Annotated in this window: 16 protein-coding genes and 1 tRNA gene; 10 read left to right on the top strand and 7 right to left on the bottom strand. The window is 49.2% G+C overall.

Features of this window, described 5'->3' with window-relative positions:
- On the top strand, positions 1-1,304 hold a 1,304-nt coding region (locus tag QXT02_RS05745), incomplete at its 5' end, for an ABC transporter substrate-binding protein (RefSeq protein ID WP_342812469.1).
- 16 nt (positions 1,305-1,320) lie between these two features.
- Here QXT02_RS05745 and QXT02_RS05740 read toward each other — a convergent pair.
- From QXT02_RS05740 to QXT02_RS05730, 3 genes are all read right to left on the bottom strand, one after another.
- Complete coding sequence (locus QXT02_RS05740; RefSeq protein WP_342812468.1) at positions 1,321-2,706, bottom strand: monomethylamine:corrinoid methyltransferase; 1,386 nt, start codon at positions 2,704-2,706, stop codon at positions 1,321-1,323.
- A gap of 121 nt (positions 2,707-2,827) precedes the next feature.
- Positions 2,828-4,279 (bottom strand): trimethylamine methyltransferase family protein, encoded by a 1,452-nt coding sequence (locus QXT02_RS05735; RefSeq protein WP_342812467.1) that lies wholly within the window; start codon positions 4,277-4,279, stop codon positions 2,828-2,830.
- Between the two features lie 3 nt (positions 4,280-4,282).
- Positions 4,283-4,924, bottom strand: coding sequence for a corrinoid protein (locus tag QXT02_RS05730; protein WP_342812466.1), 642 nt, complete (start codon positions 4,922-4,924; stop codon positions 4,283-4,285).
- 357 nt (positions 4,925-5,281) lie between these two features.
- Here QXT02_RS05730 and QXT02_RS05725 point away from each other — a divergent pair, with 357 nt between their 5' ends.
- On the top strand, positions 5,282-6,592 hold the full coding sequence (locus tag QXT02_RS05725; protein WP_342812465.1) for an ABC transporter substrate-binding protein: 1,311 nt from the start codon (positions 5,282-5,284) through the stop codon (positions 6,590-6,592).
- Positions 6,593-6,685: 93 nt separating this feature from the next.
- On the opposite strand, the gene QXT02_RS05720 is transcribed toward QXT02_RS05725, so the two are convergent.
- The gene (locus QXT02_RS05720) at positions 6,686-8,743 is read right to left on the bottom strand and encodes a molybdopterin-dependent oxidoreductase (protein WP_342812464.1); all 2,058 of its coding nucleotides are present in this window, start codon (positions 8,741-8,743) and stop codon (positions 6,686-6,688) included.
- Between the two features lie 113 nt (positions 8,744-8,856).
- Between QXT02_RS05720 and QXT02_RS05715 the strand changes: the two genes are divergently transcribed.
- Entirely contained in the window at positions 8,857-9,948 is a 1,092-nt protein-coding gene (locus QXT02_RS05715) for a M42 family metallopeptidase (RefSeq protein WP_342812462.1), read from the top strand.
- Here the strand turns inward: QXT02_RS05715 and QXT02_RS05710 are convergent, their stop codons facing one another.
- A complete protein-coding gene (locus tag QXT02_RS05710; RefSeq protein WP_342812460.1) occupies positions 9,949-10,692 on the bottom strand; it encodes a PAC2 family protein in 744 nt (247 codons plus the stop codon).
- A gap of 187 nt (positions 10,693-10,879) precedes the next feature.
- Here QXT02_RS05710 and QXT02_RS05705 point away from each other — a divergent pair, with 187 nt between their 5' ends.
- Positions 10,880-11,797, top strand: a complete 918-nt coding sequence (locus tag QXT02_RS05705) for an MBL fold metallo-hydrolase (RefSeq protein WP_342812458.1) — start codon at positions 10,880-10,882, stop codon at positions 11,795-11,797.
- 4 nt (positions 11,798-11,801) lie between these two features.
- Here QXT02_RS05705 and QXT02_RS05700 read toward each other — a convergent pair whose 3' ends face one another.
- Positions 11,802-13,673 carry an arginine--tRNA ligase gene (locus QXT02_RS05700; protein WP_342812457.1) on the bottom strand — a complete coding sequence of 624 codons (1,872 nt, stop codon included), beginning with the start codon at positions 13,671-13,673 and terminating at the stop codon, positions 11,802-11,804.
- A 99-nt stretch (positions 13,674-13,772) separates the two neighbouring features.
- Here QXT02_RS05700 and QXT02_RS05695 point away from each other — a divergent pair, with 99 nt between their 5' ends.
- The 6 genes from QXT02_RS05695 (at position 13,773) to QXT02_RS05670 (ending at position 17,440) form a co-directional block, all read left to right on the top strand.
- On the top strand, positions 13,773-15,071 hold the full coding sequence (locus QXT02_RS05695; protein ID WP_342812456.1) for a tRNA(Ile)(2)-agmatinylcytidine synthase: 1,299 nt from the start codon (positions 13,773-13,775) through the stop codon (positions 15,069-15,071).
- Between the two features lie 32 nt (positions 15,072-15,103).
- The gene (locus QXT02_RS05690; RefSeq protein ID WP_342812454.1) at positions 15,104-15,520 is read left to right on the top strand and encodes a hypothetical protein; all 417 of its coding nucleotides are present in this window, start codon (positions 15,104-15,106) and stop codon (positions 15,518-15,520) included.
- A gap of 78 nt (positions 15,521-15,598) precedes the next feature.
- On the top strand, positions 15,599-15,880 hold the full coding sequence (locus tag QXT02_RS05685) for a Gar1/Naf1 family protein (RefSeq protein WP_342812453.1): 282 nt from the start codon (positions 15,599-15,601) through the stop codon (positions 15,878-15,880).
- Positions 15,831-16,751, top strand: a complete 921-nt coding sequence (locus QXT02_RS05680; RefSeq protein WP_342812452.1) for a transcription initiation factor IIB — start codon at positions 15,831-15,833, stop codon at positions 16,749-16,751. Before QXT02_RS05685 ends, QXT02_RS05680 begins: the two co-directional genes overlap by 50 nt.
- Positions 16,752-16,998: 247 nt before the next feature.
- Positions 16,999-17,328 carry a GNAT family N-acetyltransferase gene (locus QXT02_RS05675; protein ID WP_342812451.1) on the top strand — a complete coding sequence of 110 codons (330 nt, stop codon included), beginning with the start codon at positions 16,999-17,001 and terminating at the stop codon, positions 17,326-17,328.
- Between the two features lie 17 nt (positions 17,329-17,345).
- Positions 17,346-17,440, top strand: a tRNA-Pro gene (locus QXT02_RS05670).
- Positions 17,441-17,461: 21 nt separating this feature from the next.
- Here the strand turns inward: QXT02_RS05670 and QXT02_RS05665 are convergent.
- A complete protein-coding gene (locus QXT02_RS05665) occupies positions 17,462-17,992 on the bottom strand; it encodes an MFS transporter (protein ID WP_342812450.1) in 531 nt (176 codons plus the stop codon).
- Positions 17,993-17,999 lie beyond the last annotated feature (7 nt).

Below are 17,999 nucleotides of genomic sequence, written 5' to 3'. Positions count from 1 at the left end.
CGCTCGTAGTAGGTCTTATTGTTGGGATCGGTGCCGGTTGGGTAGCCAAACCCGCAGAGGTGACTACTGCTCCAGGGGCCACGGCGACGGTAACGACAACCAGAACCGTTACCGCAACTCCAGGTGCGCCCGCAGGTCTCTCCGGTGAAGTGAAGATAGGCTGGGTAGACGGTCTAACGGGCGGCAACGCCTTCTGGGGAGAACAGGCCATGACCACCGCGGAGATAGCTCTTGAGGAAGTAAACAAGCACTTAAAGGATACAAACGCTGGCTGGACAATGTCCTTAGTAGTCGAGGATTCAGAAACAAAGCCTGACATTGCCTTAGAGAAGCTGAAGAGCTTACACGCTAGAGGTATTACCATCGTGAGCGGCTGGGGAACCAGTGGAGACCTCAGAGCCTCCATGTCATATGCCAACGCTAACAAAATCCTTCTTCTATCCTACGGATCTACTGCTATCGACTTAGCCGTGGCTAACGACTACGTATACCGACTAATGCCGACCAGTGCTCAGGAAGGAAAAATGCTAATCAGCCTCGCAAAGTATCTGGGCGTTACCTATCTGATTCCACTTTGGAGAGGTGACGCTTGGGGTGACAGCGTAGTTAATGCAACCAGAACCGCTGCTGCAGGTGCTGGAATTTCGGTAGATGAAGGAATAAGATACAACCCTGACGCGACGGAGTTCAGCGCCGAAGCCAGCGCGCTTAACTCAGCCGTTAGCAGCGCCAAATCCAGATATGGGGCGAATAAGGTAGGCTGGTTCATCGTCTGCTTTGAGGAGGGCAAAGCAATCTATGAAGCGCTGGCAGCATACAACCCTGCGGCTTGGGGAATCAAGTGGTTGACAAACGACGGGCCAAGCCTTTGTGACTGGGTGGTAGGCTCCACGACCATTGCGGAAATGGTTTCAACGACGGACTGCATCTTCCCAGCAAAAATGCCAACTCCAAGCGGAAAGATGCAGCAGATACAGGCTGAGGTGCAGAAGCGACTGGGGAGAACAGCAGACCTTTATGGACTTAACGGTTACGATTGCGTTTGGACTCTGGCGCTGGCGCTCATGGCCGCGGATAAATACGATCCCGATGCTGTCAGGGCTCAGCTACCTATGGTCTTCGATGTCTACCAGGGAGTCGGAGGCTGGTCACCGCTGAACGAGTACGGCGACAGGTCAGGGCGTAACTTTGGACTCTACAAGGTAATGCAGATAGGTGGCGAGTGGAAGTGGGTCCAAGTCGGCATGTGGGACTTCGGCACCGAAGAAATTTCGTGGTTACCAGAGCCTGTAGTGGTCTACTGAAGGCTAAAACAGGTGCTCAGTAAAGGAAGGGCACCCCAAGTTGAATTAATTCTTTTTTAATTTCTTCAAATAGTTTCACATAGTCCTCTTTAGGTCTCACTTTTCTGACATCGTAGCACTCACGGAAAGTCTTACCCAACGGGGCGTTGGTCAGGTCGGCCTCGTACTTCTTGACTATTTCCTTCACAATATCATTGGCATCTTCTCGCTTGAATCCCTGATCCGCGGCTGCGCAGCCTATCTCACAGGCCATTCTGCCCTCCATTGGAGTGGCGCGGTTTTTGTGCTTGTTTCTTGCCACAGCCATCTCCCATAGATTTCCGCCTGAAACCGAGCTAGTCAAACCGTGCGCTGCCGCTTCGTAGAGCACCATCGGCGTTGCTGGGCCAGCAGCGGCAAAACCATTTGAGGTTGAGATAAACGGGGTATGCTTCGCCAGCGTCTGGTAAGTGACGCTGATCGCCCAGAGTAATTCCCGAGAGGTGTTGAAAGAGTGCATCAGATGCATTGGGAAATAGTTCGAGTAATGTGCTTGAGCGACCATCATTGCTTGGATATGTGATGCCACGCCGACCACGGCCGTGCCCTCGGCTCCGCCACAGTAGCCCCCGTAAAGTGGTCCAAAGAGACATCCAACAAAACAGCCATATTGATGATAATGGATCATCCGGTTTAGAGCAGAATAGTCTATTTTCAGCTCAGTTATTGTGGGAACAAATCTACCGTCGGTTAACCTTTCTCCCCACTCTTGGTTGCTCACAGCAATCTGTGCAGTATCGGCCTCAGCCGTGCCAACTCCTTGTAAAAAGATGCCTGGTCTGCCCACCCTTCTGGCCGCCTCGCGGAACATCAGCGCATGAGCGACCGAACCTCGGATATCGGAGGGGGCGTTGGCCTTGATATCCGTGCCCTCGATTTCATCCAGCAACGGGCCACAAACACCATCAGCAAGAGGTTCCTGAAGATAGGCCATGGCCACCGGGACAAAGAGGTCCTCATCGTAGGTGATATCGGGGCTAAACAAACAGAAAGGCCTCTTCCTATCCTCAACTTTTCGGTGGGACATCTTTCGCGCATCTTTACCATAGCCAACCGTTATCTCGCCTGGGAAGGCCTTCATGGCTTCCTTGATCTCCCGCTCAGTAAATAGAATCCGCCTGTGGGTGTTTATACAAAGCGTCCCAACAGTAAGATAAAGATCTAGAGCTGCTTCCCAAACATCGTCGGCAAGCGTTTCGTCCGTAGGTATAATTGTTTCCGGATCAAACTTAATCTCATGTTCTTTTATCACCCGCTTAAGATTGGTGAAGAGAATCTTTGTGTCAAAATCCCTTTCCATGCAAATGGGTCCGGTTTCAGCCCTTTCCAGAACCTCATTTATTCTCCAAGGTGGAACCGGCATATTTTCCTCCGTATCACTACTGAAACTTCGAAATAAAAGGTTAATTATTCTAAAAAAATAGATGCAATCAAAACAAATTCCACGAATCCATTGCTTATCAAGGGAAAAAATATCTTAAATATCAGATATTACCACGTGATCTTTTTTCTATTTCCTCCAGGATTTTCTTTAATTCCATTTCCACATCTGAATCTAGAGGCTCTGGTTGGTGCTCTTTCAAAATCTTTTTGACTTCATTGCGGGCTATCTCTCTGAGGTCCTTCGCACCTAATTTTTCCCAAGTTTCCCTTTTTTCCCTATTAATAATCTTGGGGATGTAATGTTCTTTCATAAAGTTTTCTATGGTGTGTTTTTGAGTTAGGTAATGGTGACCAGGCCCTACCTTCTTTATCACATCAACGGCAAGCATCTCATCGTCAACTCTAACGCCTCTAACAGCTCGAGCCACCATCCCAGCCAATTCGTCATCGATGAGAAATTGTTCGTAACTCATTGTTAGCGTTGACTCTAGTGTGCCTGCAAACGAGTAGATAAAGTCAATTCCTGACAAGGCTGCCATAATTAATGTCATCGACTTTTCCAAACCTGCTTGAACATCTGGTATTTTTGAGTCTGTGGTACCAGCTGTTCCTCGGCTAGGGAGATTATAGTAATGCGCCAATTGGGCTGTGGCCGCATTAATTAATCCAGCTTCTACCGCTCCGAGGGCAATGTTGCCGGTTTTCATATCTGCGATGGTTGAAACGGTCCCGTAAATCATCGGAGTACTGGGGTTAACAAGCTCAGCCAAAACAATCCCACTTAAAATCTCAACATTTTGCTGCACCAAAAGCCCCGCTAACGAGACAGGTGCTGTAGCTCCTGATTGAGCCTCTGGAGCGATGACGAGGGGCTGCCCATATTTAGTATACACCATAAGCCCCTCTATCATTTCTTTAGAATGTTGTAATGGGCTGGTGGGGTTTTCTATGCTCAAAAGCAACGGTCTTTTCCTGAGTTCTTCCTCACCTCCAGCAACGATAGAAGCCATTCTTATGTTATCTTCAGCAGGTGACTCACCGTGAATATATCCATCCAGAGGTTTTGTAGTGTTTTTAAATCCCATAAATAAACCATAGGCATGAACCACAGACTCTGGTATGTCCTTTGGCCAAACAGCCCAATCCAAAAAATGTATGTTTTTTGAATAATCACCAAGTTTAAAAAACTGTTCTACATCGGCTAAAGTACCCTCCCTGCGCTTGCCAGTTTCCAGATCTAAAACATAAGGCAGCCAGCCAGCCATGCCGAAGTAAACTTGATCATCTCCCAGCTTCATTTTGTGCTTAAAGTCTCTCCCATACACCGTGCAACTGCTCGGTGCTTTTCTTATTGCCTCCTTTACAAGATATTCCGGAATCCTAGCCACTTCTTCCTTAAAATCAACTTGCGCTCCAGCCCCTTCCAGTATCTGCAGCGCCTTCTGTGATAGGAACTTCACACCAACTTGTCCAAGTATTTCCAAAGAAGCCATATGAATTTCGTAAAGCTCATCGCTGGTGAGAAATCGCAACTGTCCGCTTTTTAAACTCATTTTTTAACCCCCCATAAGTCTTTTAGCAACATTAACGGCCTCAATGGCATTTTCAGCATAACCATCCGCGCCTATTTCCTCAGCCCACTCAGCCGAAACTGGCGCACCACCCACCATTACCATCACTTTGTGCCTTAAGTTCTGTTTCTTAAGGGCTTCGATTACTTCCCTTTGCATAGGTCGCGTTGTGGTTATCAAGGCAGACATGCCGACAATGCTTGGGCTATATTTTTTAACAGCATTAACAAACTCCTCGATTGGGACATCTTTTCCCAAGTCGATTACCTCAAATCCCGCGGAGAAAAGCATCAACGCAACCAGGCTTTTACCTATATCATGAATATCACCGGCTACGGTGCCGATAACAACGCGTCCTAGGGTCTTTCTCTCCGCCTTATCCTTAAGCAATGGTTCTAGAAGCTCCGAAATCACATACTTTGCAGCCTCTCCGGCTGTCACTAAATGCGGGATAAAAATTTCACCTTTCTCATACTTTTCACCCATTTCCCGAAGAACAACAGTGATCGCATTTATAATCTCCAACGGGTGAAAGCCATTTTTCAAGCTTCCCTTTGCGACCTCGATTAACTTCTCTTGATCAAATGTTGACATCGCTTCTCTTATCTTATCTACAGGTCTAAACAAACGCCCCCCCTTTTTTCTTAAGATACAACAATTTATATACATAACAAATTCGCCGAAGGTCTGCTCCATGCGTGGTCTCAAGAAGCTAGAGTTAAGAGACTAATTTAACTGTACAACTTCATGCACAATTTTTCTAGGAAGCGAATTTTGAGACACCTCAGGCTCGAGCGTGATTCAGGTGGCCTGACGAAGCTGTTCTATTGGTGAGGAACCTTTAAATCACGTCTTACCGCTCGGCTGGGTGGCTAGAGGAATAGAAGTAATTTTTAACATCTAATTTTTGCCCTTAGAGAACAAAACATTTAATACGCCAAAAAACAAACAACAGGGGGGGTAGATAATACGAAACCGCTAGTAATGGCCACTATAGCGCTCGTAGTAGGTCTTATTGTTGGGATCGGTGCCGGTTGGGTAGCCAAACCCGCAGAGGTGACTACTGCTCCAGGGGCCACGGCGACGGTAACGACAACCAGAACCGTTACCGCAACTCCAGGTGCACCCGCAGGTCTCTCCGGTGAAGTGAAGATAGGCTGGGTGGACGGTCTAACCGGTGGCAACGCCTTCTGGGGAGAAGCGGCCAGAACAGCTGCGGATGTCGCGCTAAGCGAGGTAAACCAATATTTAAGCGAAACCAACGCTGGCTGGACAATGAGCATAGTTTATGAAGACTCAGAAACAAAGCCTGACATTGCCCTGGAGAAGCTAAAGAGCTTACACGCTAGAGGCATTACCATCGTTGGCGGTTGGGGAACTAGCGCAGACCTAAGGGCATCTATATCTTATTCCAATTCCAACAAAATTCTTCTCCTTGCTTATGGATCGAACGCGGCAGATTTAGCTATACCAGACGATTATACCTATCGACTCATGCCGACTACAAAAATTGAGGGCAAATGCTTTGCGCGAATCGCCCATGATTTAGGAACGAAATACTTAGTACCGATGTGGCGCGGCGATACTTTTGGAGACTCAATGATGTCCTATGTAAGGGATTACTGTTCCAAGCTAGGAATTACTGTGGATGAGGGAGTAAGATACGACCCCAACGCCACTGAATTCAGCTCTGAAGCCGCTGCCTTTGCTTCCAGAGTCAACACCGCCATATCTACTTATGGAGCCGACAAAGTAAGTGTTTACATACACTGCTTTGAAGAGGGCAAGGCGATCTTTTCCACGCTAAAAGCATATAACCCGACAAGTTGGGGAGTACACTGGGTGGGTGTCGGCGGTCTAGTTTTAACGGACTGGGCATTGGAAACCGATACAGCTGAAACAATATCAGAAAAAGGCGTCTACGGTTGCTTAATCCCAACTCCGAACCCGAAATTATACAAGGTTCAAGCGCAGATAAAAGCTAAACTGGGCAGGGAAGCCGATATCTATGGGCTAAATGGCTATGATGCTGTCTGGATTCTGGCATTGGCAATGAACAGCGCAAAAATGTACGACGCCGACGCAGTTAAAGCCCAGTTACCCTGGGTTGTCTCCAACTACACCGGCGTCACGGGCTGGTCGCCTTTTGATGAAGCCGGTGACAGGGAGGGCAGTAACTACGGATTATTCCAAGTTGTAAAATCAGATGGTACATACAAATGGGCGCAGATTGGCATTTGGGACTTTGGGTTGGATCAGATAACTTGGTGGCCAGAACCTCAGATAGTTTCATAAACCTTGACAACTGGCTAAATCATTACCTTTTTTCTTTTTTTGAATTTTCAGTTGTATCCCTATATTTTTTATCGGCCATTCGGGGTCAAAACTTCATCTGCCTAATCGCTCGATTGAGCACAATAAGGACTTAATCGCTGGAAATCCAGAGATTGGGTCCCGGTTCGCTTCATCAGTTAAAACGTTGGCGTTGGCCTCCTTCCATCCGTGCTGAACGTGAACAACCCTGGGGTGCATATCTTCTGTGACCTTTGCCTTTATCTTAACACTTCCTCTCTTTGTCTTGACCACTATCATCTCACCATCCGCGATGCCATATCTTTTTGCAGTTTCTGGATGAATTTCAGCCGAGGGGTGAGGAACCTTCTCTCGCAACTGAGGTATATTTCTCAACTGGGAGTGAGTATACTCCAGAACTCTCGCTCCGGTAGTCAAAATTAGCGGATATTCCTCAGCCAGCTCAGGAGTACTTACCGGGCTCTCATTAGGCTCGACATAAGTGGGCAATGGATCATAACCATACTTCTCAAGGGTCTCAGAATACAACTCTACCTTTTTAGACGGGGTCAAAAAGCCATCATCCAAATACTTACGATATCGAGGATAATCGTAGTAAAAGCCACCGGGCAGTTCCTCAAGAATCTTAGCTGAATAACCTGTTGGCTTTAACAGAACATCAATGGCTTCCCGAACGTCGTTCCATGGGAAATATTCACCGTAACCCATTCTCTTGCCCAGCTCAAACCAAAACTTCCAGTCCGGCCAAGCTTCACCAATGGGCTCCACCACTTTTTTTCTCAACATAACATAAGGAATTCCCATCACGGCACCGAAGTCGAGTAATTCGGTTTTCTCCAAAAATGTGGCAGCCGGAAGCACGATGTCGGCGAATTCCGCTGTGGCCGTCATAAAAACGTCCATCACGACGAGGAAGTCAAGCTTTTCTAGGGCCGCCTTAACTTTGTTATAATTGGGCAACTGAAGCGCGGGGTTGCCCCCTGAAACAATCATGGCCCTGATCTGGTAGGGATCACCGCTTATCACTTTTTCAATCAGGACCATTGCCTGACCCTCTCGGGTGTGCTCGTACTGGATGGGATGTTCATCGGCACCGAAGGGCTTTTCACTCACCATTTTCGGAAAACCCAGATTAGTTAATCTCAACCTCGGAGAGTATATGTTTCCACCGGGTACATCAAGGTTCCCAGTTATCGCTTGCATTATGGCAAGGGCACGGGAGGTTTGGACTCCGTTTGCCTGAAGATCTATGGAATTGCCCTGATTTATGCAGGCGGGTTTAGTTGAAGCATAGAGTCTAGCCGCCTTAACCATATCATCGGCTTTGACCCAAGTTATCTCCTCAACCTTTTCAGGCGGGTACTTCTTCACATGTTCGGCCAACTTTTCAAAACCGACCGTCCACCTTTCCACAAACTCTTTATCATAAAGGCCTTCGGAGATGATGATATTCAGCATGGCGAGGGCCAGCGCGCAGTCGGTTCCAGGCCTCGGTCTCAGGTGGATGTCTGCCCTTTTTGCGAAAAAGGTTCGAACCGGATCCACGACGATCAATTTGGCACCGTTTTCTAATGCCTTGAGGGCTTTCTTCGCCCGAGGCAAGATGGCGTTGTACTCATTACGAGCCCACATCAAAATACACTTAGAATTCTCTTGATCTGCCACGGACATTGCGCCATATGTCAGCCTGTGTGCTATCACTCTAGCCCGATAACACATGCTGTCGACTGAGTAATAGCCCGGAGTACCGTAAACATCACAGAACCTGCGCGCATACCACTTATTTTCATAATAATCTATCCCCTGCCCCAGATAGACTGCCAGAGCCCTGCTCCCGTACTCCTTCTTAATTCTAGTCAGCTCCTGGGCAATGGTAGTCAGCGCCTCATCCCAAGAAATTCTTTTCCAAGAATCGCCATCCCTCTTCAGAGGATACTTGAGACGATCTGGAGAATAAACATAATCAATCGCTGCTTCCGCTTTGGGACAAATTTCGCCCCGGTTAATCGGATGCTCCTTCATCCCCTCCACCTTGACAATTTTACCGTCATGGACGTAAACATCCAAACCACATTCACCAGAACAGATCCGACAAACTGTTTTGATAACCCTGCTATCGCCAATCGTAGTCATAACAAACACTACCTAACCTATCAAAAAACCACTATTTATTTTTATCTAGCACCGGCCCCGTTGCTTAAAAGACAAGTTTTTATGAAAGAGTCTAGAATGGTAAACGGAGTAGCATGTTCGATAAAAAAGCGATGAAATTCATGAAGGAGTTAATGGAATCCTTCGGTCCGTCTGGATTTGAGGCGGAACCGGCAAAAATTGTTAAAGAATATTTGAAGCCCTACTCAAGCGAAATTATCTCCGACAAGCTGGGCTCGATCATCTTTGTGGCTAGGGGAAAATCACAGCGACCGCGGATTCTGATGGCAGGACACCTTGATGAAGTCGGCTTTGTGGTCACTGGAATTGATGAAAAAACAGGTTTTCTCAAGTTCGGTCCGCTGGGCGGCTGGTGGGATCAGGTGCTGCTCTCACAGCGGGTAATCGTCAGGACGAAAAAAGGAGACCTGCCTGGCGTCATTTCCTCAAAGCCCCCCCATGTTCTAACTGAGGAGGAAAGGAAAGCGGTGGTGAAAAAGGAGGATATGTACATCGACGTTGGGGCCTGCTCCATGGATGAAGCAGTTAAAATGGGGGTGAGGATTGGCGACCCAGTTACTCCTTGGTCTCCCTTCTCATTATTCAAGGATGGTAAATTTGCCTCGGGTAAGGGATTCGACGACAGGATCGGTGTCTTTGTGATGGCCGAGACAGTCAGAAGAATCAGGGAACAAGGAATCAAACACCCCAACACCATTTATGCGGCCGCAACCGTGCAGGAGGAGGTGGGTCTAAGAGGAGCCAAGACCTCCGCTCACGTGGTCGACCCAGACGTGGGAATTGTGTTGGAGGTTGATATCGCAGGGGATGTGCCTGGAATCCAGCCGCACCAAGCCCCAACCAAGCTGGGAAAAGGGCCCTCCCTGCTCACCTACGACAGGTCAATGATCCCGAATCAACCATTGAAGAACTTCATCATTGAGCTAGCGGAGAGAAAGAAGATACCACTCCAGCTCTCGCAGTCCACGGGCGGTGGCACCGATGCGGGCAGCATACATCTTGATAGAGCCGGATGCCCCACCGCCGTCATCAGCGTTCCCACTAGGCACATCCACACCCATGTGGGCTACCTGTGCTTGGAAGATGTGGAAAACGCGGTCAAGTTAACCATCGAGATCGTCAAAGAGCTAGACGCTGACAGGGTGAGGAGTTTTACTGAAATTTAATCAACGAATGTAACTGGGCTCTTCCTCAGCGACACCACCTATCTCGGAAACGGGTGGCGGTGGAATCAGCTTGGCTAGTTTCCTCGCCTGCTGTTCTAAATCTTTTAGCTCCAACTTAAAGTTCAGCACCGCGGCCAACGACCTCAGAACCGCTGCTGAAGCACCTGCGTCCAGAACCCCACCCTCAGTGACACCGAGTAGGCAAAATCCCCTCAATCCTCGCCGGGTTGCCATCACCGGAAGCATCCCATTCATACCCACAATAACGCCGCTGTTCAACAGCTTGACTCCACTTTCGCTCAGCGCCTTGGCCAGATCGACATCCGAGGCCGCTCCGACCACCCCATAGCTGCGTCTCTCTTCAGGTGAGACCACATAGGCAGCCATTGTCCCAACCAACTTAACTCCATGTCGAACGGCAACATCCAGCAGTTCTCCCGTCAGCGCATATTGTCCCAGTGGAGTCGCCGCCTGGGCGTCGGAGGTTACCAAAATCAGGTCTTGTTTCATTCCCTCGGGGCGGCAGTGAAAAAAGTCTACCTTTAAGGGACTAACCCGGCCCTCCTCCTGAATCACCCATTCGGGAAAATAATCTGAATAGAGTTCCAAGAACTTTTCCGCCGATAATTTTTGCACCAAGTACTCGAGAGCAAGCTTACCCACATTAGCTATGCCTGGTAGACCCGCCACCAAGACCGGCTGCTTCAGCTTTGGGCGGCTGAGATGCTTCAAGCGCGTGGGCATAATAATTCCTTTAGTTCCATTGAATTTAAGCGTTAAAATTTCAATAGAGAATAAAGATTAACCTCGACGACTAGATGAAATTAAAGTTGAATCGCAGCAGGGTGGTTAAATAAAAGACCCCATACCCATAGGTAATGGCGAAATCCGAGTTCTCCCACTGGCGTTTGAAAGCCTCGGTGTAAGGGGCATGGCAACTTTTGTAGAAACCGACGATGTGAAAATGATCATCGACCCCGGTTCCGCCCTTGGTCCGAGATTCCACCTAAGTCCGCACGAACGGGAATACGTGGCCTTAGCACGGTCTCGGCTTGCTATCTTAGAGGCAGCCCGAAAGTCCGAACTGCTCACCATAAGCCACTATCACTTTGACCATTATGTTCCCAATTTCGAGGATTGGGTCTGGATCTGGAGTTCACCTGAAATCGCGGCAAACCTCTACCGCGGCAAAGTCATCCTAGCAAAGGATATCAACGCTGATATCAATGCCAGCCAGCGCAAGCGCGGCTACATTTTTCAGAAGCTGAACGCAAAAATAGCCAAGGAGATAAAAATCGCCGATGGAAAAAAATTCACCTTCGGCCAAACTGTGCTAAAGTTTTCCAGACCGGTGGCTCACGGCTCCCCCGGAACCGGGCTGGGCTACCTGCTGATGCTAACGGTCAAAACCCATGGATGTACGCTCGTCCATGCCTCCGATGTTCAGGGGCCCGTCGACAGTGAAACTCTCCAGATGATCCTGAGCGAAAGGCCTCAAGTGGTGATAGTCGGTGGGCCACCCATTTATCTCGCCGGCTACAAAATCGACGGGCCCAGCTTAGAGTCGGCAAAGAGCAACATGATGAAAATGGTAAGAGAAGTACCGCTAAACGTCATTGACCATCATCTGTTAAGGTCACTTGATTACCGGGAGTTTCTCGGTCCTGTTTTCAGGGAAGCGGAGAAAAAAAGACACCGCCTTCTGACAGCTTCGGAGCTACTGGGCTTGGAACCAGAACTTCTGGAGGCGAGGCGCAAAGAGCTCCACGAAAAGGAACCACTTACTAAGGAATGGTACAACCGTCTGAAAACTGGTGATCTCAAGGGAGAGCTCATCAAACCCGATTAACCTTTCACATCCTTTCAGGCGCCTTTATTCCCATCAGCTCGAGAACATTCCTGAGAACCACACGGACACCATTGACCAATCGCAGGCGGGCGTTTCGCAGTTCAGGGGTTTCGGCATCGATAACCGGTGCCACCTCATAAAAAGTATTAAATGCCAAGGCAAGTTCCGCCGCATACAAGGCGGGCAGATGTGGCTGCCTTCTTATACCAGCTTCCAATATAACCTCAGGAAATTTAGCTAGGAGCCTGACCAGCTTTTGCTCCTGTGGCAGCTTAAAAGCGCTATTAACGGGTTTAAATTCAAAGCTCTTGGCCTTGCGGAGGATGCTGCAAGCCCTAGCATGGGAATACTGCACTGCCGGGCCACTATTCCTCTCAAAGCTAAGGGCCTCCTCCCACTTGAAAGTTATCCTTTTTTCCGGAGAGGTGCTGATCAAAGAATATCTTACCGCGCCCACGCCGACAAATTCAGCTGCCCGGCGCTTGAAACTCTCACTGGCGCTGGGGGCGTGTTCCTCGACCACCGCTCGTGATCTCGCCACCGCTTCCTCGACGACGTCATCAACGGTAAAACCAATCCATGTGCCCTTTCTTCCGGAGAATCTTCCACTTGGCAACCAAACGTGTTCGTAAGCGAGATGGTAAGAGTTCTCATACTCCTTCTCAAGACCAAGTGCCCTTAGTGAATTAAAGACTACTTGCTGGGGAAATCTCTGCTCGGCACCGACCACGTTAATGACCATATCCGCCCGACCAAACCTTGTATTTTTTCTACCGCGCAAAGAGGTTGTATAAGTCTTGGTCCCATCGGGGCGCTTGGAATGCAACTTAAATTTCAACCCAGCCTTGGTTTTCCCGAACTTCCAGAGTTGGTAGGCTATATCTCTCATTGTGTAGACAGCCGTTCCATCTGATCGAACCAGCACTTTATCCTCAAGGCCAAAGTCGGAAAGCTTCAGCACTAGGGCACCAGAGTACTCCCCGGCTCCCTCTACCAAGTATTTGGTGCCCTTTAGTCTCTGCAGGGTCTCGTTCAAAATTCCTGACCTGACCAAGTCGCTTTCCCAAACCAGCACATCATAGCTTATACCCAATCGATCGGTGGTTTCAAGGTTAGCCTTTACACATTTCTCCGAAAGACGCCTCGCCTGCTTGGGGTCAACGCCGGCCCCCTGCTCAAGCCGAGCCAGTATTCTGCGCACCTCCTCCTCAAGCCCTGGCTCTCGTTCAATCCGTCCGTGCATGTCAGAGTAGATCAGCCCAAGCATGTGATCGAACTTGGCCTTGGGTTTCTCCTTGATGAGACGATAGGCTAAAAGAGTTTCAGCAACCTGCCTACCCATGTCATCTATATAGTTGTGAACCTCGACCTGATAACCCAGCGCCCGCAACAGTCTTGCCATGGTATCTCCGATAACGGCGTTTCTGCCATGACCTATGTGAAGTGGCTTGGTTGGGTTCACGCTGGTGTGCTCTATCAGCACCTTCTTGCCCCGGCCGACGTCAGAGAAACCATAGCTGCAGTCATACTTTTCAATGCTTTGCAGGGTGAGTTCGGCCAGCTGTGAAACGTCAACAAAAAAGTTAACATAATTACCCGCGACCTCTATCCTTTCGACCAATCCCTCAGGCCTTATTTCCCCACCCAACTCTGCTGCTAGCTCCGCGGGAGGCCTGCGGTACGACTTAGCCAGCTCGAAGCAAACCCTAGTCGCAATGTCACCCAGTTTTAGGTCCGGCGGCTCCTCAAGCGTGGCATCAAGCGGAGCTGATACCTGCCAACCTAGCCGAGAAATAGCTTCCCCCAGCGCCCGAATCACATCACCTTTGAACTGTCCCCATGGATTGGTCGGCATGTTACCAAATTCCCTTATCAACGATGTCAATAAGGTTTTACCTCCTGAACAAATTAAACCGATTCGATTAATCGGGGCCAAACAGTCTATTTGATAATAAATAGCAATTATGGTGGGAAAATGGTGCTCCTTCACATCGGCATTGACGACACCGACTCGAAACAGGGTATGTGCACGACCTACGTTGGTGCAGTTGCCATCAGGCGCCTACAAAAACTCGGCTTCAGGTTAAAGGGCTACCCAAAGCTGATCAGGCTCAACCCCAACTGGAAAATAAAAACAAGGGGCAACTGCTCCATCGCTTTTACCATATCGGCAAAAAGGGACCAAATTCCCACCATCAAAGAAATCGTTCTCAGAACGGTGGAGGAACTGGCCGAACTACATGTAGAGACCACCAACCCCGGAGTCGTCTTTTACCAAGGAAGTAGAATTGCGCCGGAAATGAAGTTCTTCTCAAAAAAAGTCATCCAGGACGTAGTCACTATTGAGGAGGCCGAAGAACTAGCCAAAAGAGTCGGCGCTGAAGTCCACAAGTTCAAGCTCGGTCGGGGTATCGTGGGGGCGCTGGCCGCCATCGGAAACGCCCTTGAAAATGACTGGACATTTGAACTAATTGCCTATCGAATACCTGAAAATCGTGGGACGCCGAGAAGAATCGACCGGTCTTCCGTTGAGGAAATGAACAGGAAAACCTACCCAAGCACGTTTGATAATCTAGATCCAAGCACGGGTGAAATCAGGATCACTCCACATACACCATGTCCAATACTTTACGGGATCCGGGGTGAAACACCACAAGCAGTGAAAAAAGCCAGCAAAATGGTTAGGGCGTTGGAACCGATTGAACAGATAATTATCTATAAAACCAACCAAGGCACCGATGAGCATCTGAGAAAGGTAAAAATAGCTGACGCCAAGCCAAACTGGTCTGTTATCGTTGAAGGCGTTGTATCCAAAGCTCCACGAACCATCCCTGGTGGTCATGTGATTTTCAGGTTGAAGGACGAAACTGGGGAAATAGATTGCGCTGCCTATGAGCCGACGCGACAGTTTCGCGACAAAGTAAGAAAATTTATCATTGGAGATCGGCTAAGAGTCTACGGCGGCATAAAGGAAAAACCCGAGCTGCCCCTAACGATAAATCTGGAAAAAGTCGAGGTGTTAGAAGCAGCCCCACTTTTTAGGAAGGAAAATCCAAGGTGCCCGAGCTGCGGCAAAAGGATGAAGTCGGAGGGTAAAAATAAAGGGTACTCCTGCAAACGGTGCAAAACAAAGCTTCCGGCAAGTTCAGCAAAAACAATAAGAGTGGAAAGGGCAATAGGTGCCGGAAAGTTTGAAGTTCCTCCTCGCGCCCGCAGGCACCTAGCAAAGCCCCTGATCAGAGAAATCGCTGGCAAAAACAGCGGTGATTTATAGTAAAAAAGGCAATTTTTAAACTGGTGAAGTGATTGCAAGTCCGAGTGAGCATCAACTACATTTCAGCGGAGAGGTTCTGGGAGCAGGAAAAACCAGCTCCGGCTGGCGTTCACATCTCAACTAATGTAAATATCATTGGGCTGGAGAGAAAAGAAGATAGGCTAGCGGCGCCATTTGTTGTCACCATTGTCTATAGCCCCCCACTGGCCCAGATAAACATCAAGGGGCAAGCACTTATTCTGGCCGAACCCGCGGAAGTCGAAAAAATTTATGAAGATTACAAAAAACAACTGCCTCCTCCGCAACTCTTGTTACAGGCGATAACCAACACCTCGCTGGTCGAAGCCACCGTGGTTTCAAGATCTTTGAACATTCCGCCGCCGATACCAATGCCCAGCCTGCAGCCACCCCATAAGGAGGACCGGGAAAGACCCAGCTACGTGGGGTAAAAAAATCAAAATAAAAACATTACGAAAAGTTTATATATAGGATAATTTGACTACTTAAAAGGTTTTTGAGGGATAATTTTGGTCCTAACTGCCAAGATACTGCACATCAGACCTAGGGGACTAATTGCCCGTGGTGACCAAGCCCCAAAAATGGGCCAGATCGTCCTAGACTCCTCAAAAAGGAGGATAGGCAACGTGGTCGACATCTTCGGGCCGGTGAGATCACCATACTTCACTATAAAACCAGCCTCAGAGATAAAGTCTGAACTCAATCGGCTGGTCGGTACAGAAGTATATGTGGGGGAGCCGCATGCAAAAGGTGGAAAGTCAGAAAAAGTGCCCCGAGTGCGGAAGCACTAAGCTGGTGCGCGACTACGAGCGAGCGGAGCTGGTCTGCGCCAGCTGCGGCTATGTCATTCATGCCAAGATTATGGATATGGGTCCGGAGTGGCGCGCTTTTGACCAAGAACAGAGAGAGCGTCGGGGCAGGGTTGGGGCACCAATGACGCTGACGATCCACGACAAGGGGCTGTCGACGATGATTGACTGGCGAGACCGGGACTCCCATGGAAAGGACTTGACGCCGAAGCGCCGGGCCCAAATTTATCGGCTAAGGAAATGGCAAAGGAGAATCAGGGTCTCTGACGCCACCGAGAGAAACCTAGCTTTTGCTCTCTCAGAAATTGACCGCATGGCTTCTCATCTCAACCTGCCAAGAAACGTGAGGGAAGCAGCTGCCCTCATCTACAGAAAAGCTGTGGAAGAGAGGTTGATCCGCGGACGGTCTATCGAAGGGGTTGCGGCGGCGGCGCTTTATGCGGCCTGCCGCGAAAGCAAAGTTCCCAGAACGCTGGATGAGATCGCCGAGGTTTCGCGCGTCAGCAAGAAGGAGATCGGGAGGAGCTACCGCTTCATCGCCCGTGAGCTCCTCATCCATCTGAGACCGACCAGCCCCATCGACTACATCCCGAGGTTCGGATCAGACCTAGGCTTGAGCGGGGCAGTGCAGTCAAAGGCTATAGAACTGCTCAAGGAAGCGCAAAAGAAAGGATTAACCTCCGGCCGGGGTCCGACGGGAGTTGCGGCCGCGGCCATCTATATCGCGAGCGTGCTGATGGGCGAGCGCAGGACGCAACGGGACGTGGCAGACGTGGCGAGGGTTACTGAAGTCACAGTGAGGAATCGCTACAAGGAACTTTGCGAGAAGTTGGGGCTAGATGTTGAGCTTTAGGGACCTTTTCCTTCTTTTCTGAATTAAAGTTATTTTTAGCATCATTATTTCGTAAACTCGAAAATCGCTAACTTTCAATCTACGTTCGGGAGCGAAAAGGTGAATCCTCGAGCGGGGGAAAAGAAATTGCGCTGGGACAAGCGCGGGCGGGCCTAGCTCTTGGCGCTAGCGGATCCGGTGTTACAACGCCGACAGGCTCAACCAAGAATAACTTTTTATATATTGCCGCCTAAGTGCCTTGACCCCTATGCAGATAGAACATACGATGGAAAATGGCGTGCACCGATATGAGTGCTGGGACGACTATGGCTGCTCAGTCGTGGGCTTTGCAGTCGTGGTAGAAAAAAGGGACTTTGTTTACCTTAAGGAGATAAACGTGGGAAGTTCCCACAGAGGGCTGGGGATCGGGACCGCACTGCTCAGACGAGTGATAGAAGACTTCAGCGGACGAGATCTATTCGCCAGCGTCTTCAAAGAGCGGGTTAATTGGTATCAGAGGCATGGCTTTGAAACTCTTGGGGATAAAGACGGCCTCACTGAAATTAAGAGGACCAACAGGGACAATCTCTTAAAATAAACCTTCAAATATGAAGCGGGGTCGTGGGGTAGCTTGGTCTATCCTGCGAGCTTTGGGTCGCTCAGGCGCAGAAAAGCTCGTGACCCGAGTTCAAATCTCGGCGACCCCACCAACAGTTTATCACAATTCATGATCAACTCGACCTGCTTCGGTTCCCCATGCCTCTCAATATTGAGGGAATAATGGCGAGCGTATTCAGAACGGCCAGTCCAAGACACGTCTTTTGCATGGCCTCAACGAAAAGCTGTCTGTCAGATAAGCTGATTGAAATCGGGTCAATGGAGGTGACTATCTGGGTCAGCTGATCATACGGAATTGTCAGGCTCATCAACAGAACGGCCAAACTCAGGCTCATCAGATAACCAACATTGAACATTGTGGTCCTGAACGCCGAGCCAATTCCCTTCCTCTCTAGGGGAACGCAGCGCATTATCGAACTCACATTGTGGGAAGCAAAAACACCCATACCTATCCCGAAGACCAGCATGTAGCCGACCACCGTTTGATAAGGCGTCTGAGCATCCATGGTCGAGAATAAAAATAATGACAAGCTGGTCACAGACAGACCGGATGTCGTGAAGGATAAGCAGCCGAATTTGTCTGAGAGCTTTCCGCTGATAACCCCGACGACAAAATAGGTTATCTCAAAAGGGATCGACCTCACCCCAGCC

The organism is Hadarchaeum sp. (SeqCode), assembly GCF_038871235.1.
Lineage (GTDB): Archaea > Hadarchaeota > Hadarchaeia > Hadarchaeales > Hadarchaeaceae > Hadarchaeum.
This window is presented reverse-complemented; position numbering and strand designations above follow the sequence as displayed.